The organism is uncultured Dokdonia sp., from assembly GCF_937910895.1.
Lineage (GTDB): Bacteria > Bacteroidota > Bacteroidia > Flavobacteriales > Flavobacteriaceae > Dokdonia.
On the sequence record NZ_CALEMI010000136.1, the window covers coordinates 1 to 7,373 of the forward strand.

General features: G+C 40.3%; 9 protein-coding genes. All 9 read left to right on the forward strand.

All coding sequences use genetic code 11. From position 1 onward, the window contains the following. The first annotated feature begins 1,369 nt into the window (after positions 1-1,369). The 9 genes from Q0505_RS16025 to Q0505_RS21455 all read left to right on the forward strand — a co-directional run bounded on the left by Q0505_RS16025 (position 1,370) and on the right by Q0505_RS21455 (position 7,127). A complete protein-coding gene (locus tag Q0505_RS16025) occupies positions 1,370-1,570 on the forward strand; it encodes a hypothetical protein (RefSeq protein ID WP_299215017.1) in 201 nt (66 codons plus the stop codon). Positions 1,571-1,587: 17 nt separating this feature from the next. Further along, entirely contained in the window at positions 1,588-1,947 is a 360-nt protein-coding gene (locus tag Q0505_RS16030) for a hypothetical protein (RefSeq protein WP_299215020.1), read from the forward strand. Beyond that, complete coding sequence (locus Q0505_RS16035; protein WP_299215022.1) at positions 1,947-2,408, forward strand: helix-turn-helix domain-containing protein; 462 nt, start codon at positions 1,947-1,949, stop codon at positions 2,406-2,408. Before Q0505_RS16030 ends, Q0505_RS16035 begins: the two co-directional genes overlap by 1 nt. 119 nt (positions 2,409-2,527) lie before the next feature. After that, positions 2,528-3,670, forward strand: a complete 1,143-nt coding sequence (locus Q0505_RS16040; protein ID WP_299215025.1) for a hypothetical protein — start codon at positions 2,528-2,530, stop codon at positions 3,668-3,670. Positions 3,671-3,738: 68 nt separating this feature from the next. Continuing rightward, positions 3,739-4,038, forward strand: a complete 300-nt coding sequence (locus tag Q0505_RS16045; RefSeq protein WP_299215028.1) for a hypothetical protein — start codon at positions 3,739-3,741, stop codon at positions 4,036-4,038. Positions 4,039-4,457: 419 nt separating this feature from the next. Beyond that, positions 4,458-5,699: a hypothetical protein gene (locus tag Q0505_RS16050; protein WP_299215030.1), complete on the forward strand. Its 1,242-nt coding sequence runs from the start codon at positions 4,458-4,460 to the stop codon at positions 5,697-5,699. Positions 5,700-5,871: 172 nt separating this feature from the next. Next, positions 5,872-6,261: a hypothetical protein gene (locus tag Q0505_RS16055; protein ID WP_299215033.1), complete on the forward strand. Its 390-nt coding sequence runs from the start codon at positions 5,872-5,874 to the stop codon at positions 6,259-6,261. A gap of 217 nt (positions 6,262-6,478) precedes the next feature. Continuing rightward, positions 6,479-6,778, forward strand: a complete 300-nt coding sequence (locus Q0505_RS16060) for a DUF6321 domain-containing protein (protein ID WP_299215036.1) — start codon at positions 6,479-6,481, stop codon at positions 6,776-6,778. Positions 6,779-6,923: 145 nt separating this feature from the next. Continuing rightward, a complete protein-coding gene (locus tag Q0505_RS21455) occupies positions 6,924-7,127 on the forward strand; it encodes a DUF6356 family protein (RefSeq protein WP_366519432.1) in 204 nt (67 codons plus the stop codon). Positions 7,128-7,373: the final 246 nt, after the last annotated feature.

The following is a 7,373-nucleotide window of genomic DNA, read 5'->3' on the forward strand; positions in this document are numbered from 1 at the left end:
TACTGCGCGTTTGATTGCCGTGCCGAGGTCTTTTCCATTTTTGATGATTTCCATCGTTGCGGTGCTCCGTTTTTGTATGAATCACGGAAGTGTGATTCTCACAAATAACATTGTTCCCATTACCATATCAGTTCCCTTTCGGGTCACGAACTGGCTTGAGAATAGTGCTGAACACTAACTCTGGCTCAAGCCCCGCTAAGTCATTTTAAATACTTATCGGTATTACAGCCCATTTTGGTCTTATCGAACCCCTTGCTAATATCCACGTGTTACTAGGGAATTGCTATAGTCGCTTTCGCTTGTATAACTCCGGCTTGTGGCGATATCGTCACCCTTGTACATTGTCGCGAGCGTTTAACGTTGTTCCCTATCCCTTGAGAATTATGGGGCGTTACTCATTGCTGGCACTCACTAGCACAAAGCATATCGCTTGACTTACCTTGAGGTATGATCCCCGCTTTTTTTCTCTGGCGCGTGGGGTAACCGTAGACTGCGACTACTTTATGCAATCTTTGGGAAGGTCTTTCGTTCCCATGCATTTAATATAGCGTACCCAGACCCGAATTGCAAATTGACTACCTATATAAGTGCTTTCTAATATACTAACCCTGTAATATAAGCATATTCGAATATTCTGAAGGTACTCCCAGAGGCGCGTCCGAGCGAGCCAGGTTCAGGAGTCCCGGTCCACCCGCCCATACATATAAATAAAAAAAGGCATTAACACAACATTAAGCTGTTCCCAAGAGTTTATTAAGCTTTAGGTACCCCTACGTATAGGTTATTCTTTGTATATAGCTAGGGAGCATGTTTTTAGTGTTCCCTGGAGGTATAGAATTGAAATTAGATGGGGGTATATCTATTGGTTATTGTCCCCCTATGGAATATTATATTATGTTTACCTATATGGAGTATGGTCATATCTGGCTTAGCGGCAAAATTTTGGAAAGTGCGTTGCGTGTAGGCAGTGTCCGGGGCTAAGAGACCTAGAAATTTTTGATTCCAAATTTTTTGGGGGGTATATTTTTTATAAAAAGTTATTCAAAAGTTATACACAGGGTTATCCACAGGTAAAAAGTAGGTTAAATGTATGATTATAAAGGGTAATCAGAAAGTTATCCACAGATAACCCCCTGCCTTATTATAATATATATATATTTATATTACTATATGGACAAAATTGGTAAGGATTTTCTTAGGTGCCTGGCTAATAAATTTGCTAACAGAATAAAAGTGGGACACTCTACCCCCCTAATATGCTATAATATAAGTAATGAATTTGGGATTGTACCAGCACATCTCTCCCCTCCTTGTTGAGGGTCCCTTCTCCCTTCTGTTGGTACAGTCCCACCTTACAAAGGAGATTAAAATGCGTGGACCAGCAAAAATAGCAGGATCAAAGATGGGTTCAAGAACCTGTCCTACATGTAAAGGAACTGGTAAAGTTCCTGGAAAACCTAAACCCAAGCCAATGAGTAGTGGTAGTAAAGGAGGTGGACGAGGTGGCCCAGGGGATAGAGGTGGAGCAGGCAAAGGTCCAAGCGGTAGCGGCAGATCGCGAAGATCATAATTAAAATTTAACAAAGGATGTTTAAAATGGCATATGGTGATCCAGAAGCAGGCGGTAAATCAGCTCCAGGAGCTGGCAAAAGTGGCAAAAATACTGGTGGAAGACGAGGAACTCAAAACTCTAAAGCAACAGGAAAATCTGTAAGAGGAATGAAAACAGGGTCCTCATCTAATAGCGAAAGACCTTCTGCACAAAAAAAGGGCAGCGTAATGCGAGAGGCAACTTGGAACAATATGACCAAGGGTGCTCGTATGCAAAACTACGGCACGACATCATACGCAAAATATAAAGCAGGCAAGAAAGCTTCTAATATTAAAGGAACTGCAAAGTCAAACCGTCAAATGAGAGGCGGAAACGGCGGAGCAAACAGAGGATAATGGCTGTTAATCCTGTAAAGCGTAGGGAAGGCAAGGTAGTACACAACAGTGTGTGGACCACAGCAAACAAGAAGAAAGTAATTGAGATGTTTGCTTGTGGGTCTACCGTTGTTGAAGTATGCAGGTTCCTTGGTATTCATAAGTCTACGTTCTACCGCTGGCTAAAAGACGAGAGAAAGGGTGATTTTCAGCGCACCATTGAGTTAGGTATACAAGCTTCTGAAGCTTACTGGATACAGATAGGTAGGGATAACCTAGAGAATAAATCATTTAATACATCGCTATATGCATTCATGATGGTTAATAAATTTAACTATAGATCCACCTATTCCAAGCAAGAAGTAGAAAAGAAAGAAACCAAGACTACAACTGTTGAGGTTAAGAAGGCTGTTGATGTAGAGTCTATAATTGATAAACTAAACGAAAGTATGAAGGAGGAGGAGCCAAAGCTCCTTAATTAATATGCCTAAAGTCGGAACTAAAAAATTTGCTTATACCAAAGCTGGTATGAAAAAAGCTAAACAATACGCTAAATCTTCTGGCAAGAAAGTACAGAAGAAGGCTCCAAAGGGGTACTAAGATGGCTAGTACAGGCGGCGGCGGAATGGGAATGGGCGGAGGCCCTGATTCTGCTCCTGGAGGATCTAGCTCATCGTCAGGAACCGGTAATGCTCCTGGTGAGGGAATGGGAGCTGATGCATTTGGTGGAGGCGGACAAGCATCTAAAGATACCAGCACTATAGAAGGTTTTAGAGCTGCTCTTGCTAAGGCTTTAGGTCAAGTTACACAAGAACAAAAAGATACAGCTGTAGAAGCTCAAGAGGAAGCTGCAAACCAAAGAGCTAGAAATGCAGCAGTAGAGGCAAGAGATAAGGCAATAAGAGATGCTGCTGATCTTGGTGAATTGAACAGTGGTATGATGGGTATAGACAATGATGACGATAATGATAGAGGTCTTCTAGGTCCATCAATAGATGATCCTCAAGGAACTCAAAAAGGTCTTGATGCAGAACAAGAAGCAAGGGATGCAATAGGGAAATCTCAAAGATCCGATCAAGATAAAGCGATGAACGAGGCTGTAGCAATCGGAGCGCAGAGAAACATTTCTAGACAAGATCAAGAAAAAGAAATGGATGCAGCTTATTACGATGATCGCACTATTGATCGTCAGAAGCAAGAAAATATGAAGGCCATTCAAGATAGGTTTGGGTTTAGTCCAGGAAATCCACATTTAGATCAAAATCTTGATTCCCCATCAAGAGAGGCTTTAGCAAAAGATCCTAATATGAGAGACCCAGTTTTTAGAGATTTAGCTTTTGACTTTATTGACAATGTGTTGGATCAAAAAACTAATTCAACATTAGAAACTATTATGGGATATGTAATGAAAGCTCTTAATCCAGCTTATGGATTTGGAACAGCTATGAAAGCCATGTTTGAAGCCCTTGGATTTGACACTAATCCAAATCTTGGTCAAAGAGCTATAGCTGCTGCAATAACCGCTTTTGAAGGTGGTATTCCTGGTCAAAGAGGAGCGGGAGGTTTAATGGAAGGAGAGAGGGGTGATTCTTTTGGAGAAAAACAAGCTATGGAAGCGTTAGAAAAAGTAGCTCCTTGGACAAAGGGATTAAATCAAAGACAAATTGAATATTACTTTGCTGATGGAAACGAAGAAGAGCTTGAATGGGTTACAAATCTTTATAATCAGATGAATCCTGAATGATAGAGTTTATAGCTATAGTTTTAGTTGTAAATATTTTTATAATTGGTGTAATATAATAGGTGTACAACATGGAGAAAAAAATGGTAGGTAATCAAATTAGAGCTATGGATAGAATGTTTGAGCGTATGATGGGTATGACGGGACACCGTTCACCACTTGCAATGGTAGAATCAACAATGGACAGGATGGAGTCGATGCTTAGCTCGATTCCAACCAACAGTGAAGAGTTCACGGTATGGAAGCTAACTCCTACGACGTATAGGACTGAAGTTCAAGAAGATGGTTCCATTCTGTTCAAAGTTGTTGAAGGCAAAAAAGATAATGGTTGGTCTGAAGAAGCAAAGGGACCTGACGTAGAGAAAAAGTGAGTTTACCAGAGATATCCAAAGATGTTTTTGCTAATACAAAAAATGCTGAAGCAGCCATCAAGTTTGCTCAATGGGCACAAGGTGCAGAGTACGATCAAGTCGTTGCTGCATATGCTAAGTGTCATAGCGATCCCAATCTTGATGATACTTTTATTCGCACTCTCGGTCAGCTTGACAGGTATTATCTTGGTGTTTTCCTCTGTAACCGTCATGACATGCTTCACCCTTGGATATATGAAAGATGCCGTGAGGTCGAAAATGACAGAGATAGAAGACTCGATCTTTGGGCGCGGTTTCACTATAAAAGTACTATAATAACTTTTCTTGGCTGTGTTCAAGAAATATTATGTAATCCAGATATAACAATAGGTCTTTTATCTTTTTCTTCTAAGCAGGCTAAGCCATTTTTGCGGCAAGTTATGCAAGAGTTAGAAGCAAATGAAAAGCTTATTAATTTATATCCAGATATATTGTACGAAAAACCTAGGCAGCAAGCTCCAAAATGGGCAGAAAATGAAGGTCTTTGTGTAAAAAGAAAGTCAAACCCCAAAGAGCAGACGGTAGAAGCTCACGGTTTAGTAGATGGGCAGCCAACAGGTAGACACTTTTCGTTAATTATATACGATGATGTTGTTGTTCAGGAAAGTGTGTCAACTCCAGAGCAGATAGCAAAAACAACCACACAATGGGAGCTATCATTAAACCTTGGGTCTACACATAATCCAAGATATCAGTACGCAGGTACAAGATATTCATACGGTGACACGTATGGTACAATTTTACAACGAGCAGCGGTAAAACCTCGTATACATCCAGCCACACACAACGGTCAAATGGATGGAGTACCAGTGTTCCTTATGGATGAGCGCTGGGAAGAGATTAAAAAAACAACTTCTACATACACTGTAGCTTGTCAGCAGTTACTAAACCCAATTGCGGGCAGTGATGTAGCGTTTAAATCAGAGTGGTGGAGAGAGTGGGAAGTAAGACCATATACTATGAATGTATATATTCTTGTCGATCCAGCTAGCTCAAAAAAGAAAGGGTCTAACCGTACAGCTATGTGCGTTGTTGGTGTTGATTCGTTCTATAATAAATATTTACTCGATGGAGTTTGTCACAGATTAAGTCTTTCAGAGCGTTGGGACTATTTAAAAAAGTTGCGATCTAAATGGAAGATGGCCCCAGGAATTAGAGAAGTAAAAGTTGGGTATGAGAGGTATGGGGCTCAATCGGACATAGACCATTTTAAAGAAATGATGCGTATAGAGGGGCAAAGCTTTCCTGTGTACGAATTAAACTGGGTTGGTGGTGGAGGGTCACAATCCAAAAAGGATAGGATACAAAGATTAGAGCCTGATCTAAAAGATGGTTCATTTTTTTGGCCTTACCCAACAGACAATAAAAGACTTACATCTTTGCAGTTAGACGTAAAAGACAGAAAGCAAGAGTTTCTTATGTCTAAAAAAATAATGCGTAAAGATGAAAGTGGCGTTGTTTATGATTTAGCAAAATGGGTAAGAGATAACGAGTACAATCTTTTTCCTACAATTCACCCTGATTTTTTAGACGCACTATCAAGAATATACGATATTGACCCAACACCTCCAGTTATTCGCACCTACAGGAATCTGGAGCCAGAGGCAGAGGCAGCTTATTAATGGCAAGAACAAGGAGAATAGGACGACGAACTTATCAACCTAGGCGTGTAGCCTATAGGATGAGTAACGGCAAAGCTTTCTATGAAAAGCAGCCTCGCGATATTCCATATGGGGTTCTTCCTTATGTTCAGCCTACGTACTGGGTTGCTGGATATTGTGTGGATGATTAACTATGAACCATATTAAATATTTATTAGCGACTATAGCTGCATTTACCTTTGTTATGTTTATTGTAATGTTTCCCGTACTATTAAAAGCGCAAGAAAAAATGCCTGATGATATGTACGAGTTTGCTGCACCAATGACGTTTATGTGCGTCGATTCGTTTACGCGTATGATGGAGATTCTGGAAAAAGATTATCAAGAAATTCCTATGGTGATCTCGCACCTTACTCCATCAATGAGCATGGTCTTGTTTGTCAATCACGACTCAACCACAAGCACTGTTGTAGTGACTAAGCGCACAAAAGAAAAAGAACAAGCTTGTATTGTTTTTGGTGGAGCCTCTAACGGAACTTCATTTTCTTTAAATCCTAATCCTGCTTTTCCGGTAGAAACGTAATGACAATACCACCATACTTAATTAGTGCCATTATATTTTTAATAGTCCAAACAACTACCGCAGTGTGGTGGGCCAGTAGTATATCTAATGATGTTGAAATGCTTAAACGTGACAGAGATGACATGGCTATGATTATAGATAACTTAGATGTTTTATCCTATAGATTAGAAACATTAGAAAAAATGTTACAACGAGTGTTGGGCCCAGAGGCTAGATAATGGCTGAAAGAAAACAAAAGCCAATACCTAAAACTACTACAGGAAAAAAGCCTAACTTTAGAAAAACTAAAGCAGGCGCAGGAATGACAAAGGCGGGAGTAGCCGCTCATCGCAAAGCAAATCCAGGATCTAAACTTAAAACAGCAGTAACAGGAAATCCTAAGAAAGGATCTAAAGACGCTAAAAGAAGGAAGTCTTATTGCGCTAGATCAGCAGGACAATTAAAAAATTCTAGCGCTAAAACCAGAAATGATCCTAACTCAAGAATAAGGCAGGCACGACGAAGGTGGAAATGCTAATGGCTAAGAAAGGATTGTACGCAAACATACACGCAAAACGAAAAAGAATTAAATCTGGCTCTGGTGAGTCTATGAGAAAACCTGGGAGCAAAGGCGCTCCAACTAACAAATCTTTTAAAAGGTCAGCTAAAACTGCTAAGAAAAAATGAAACATTTAAAGGAAAATAATGAATCGTATCTGCAACACTTACAAAAGGCAATGTCTATATCTGGCCTTATGTTGGTTGGGAGTGCTTCTGCTTTTGTTCACAGCATTGCACCATTTGTAGCAGTAAATACTACAAGTAAGATTTGCAGTAAAGTTAGAGATAAACTAGAACACAGGAGATGTGTATGTGGGAAAATATAGTAAAAACTTGGAACGCTCTAGACCGAAGAGTAAAAATAGTAATTGTAATAGTAGGAGCATTAGCTATTATGTCCGCAATATTTGGATCGCCCTCGCCATCAGTTCCTGTGCAGTAATAGCTGGATGCCAGAGCCTAAAAGAATCGACAGTAGTAGCAACAGGGTCAGCAATAGGTGCGGGTGTTGGGACTGCGATCAGTGGGGGTGTAGGTGCGCCGATACTGGGAGCCATGACGGGTGCCTTTGT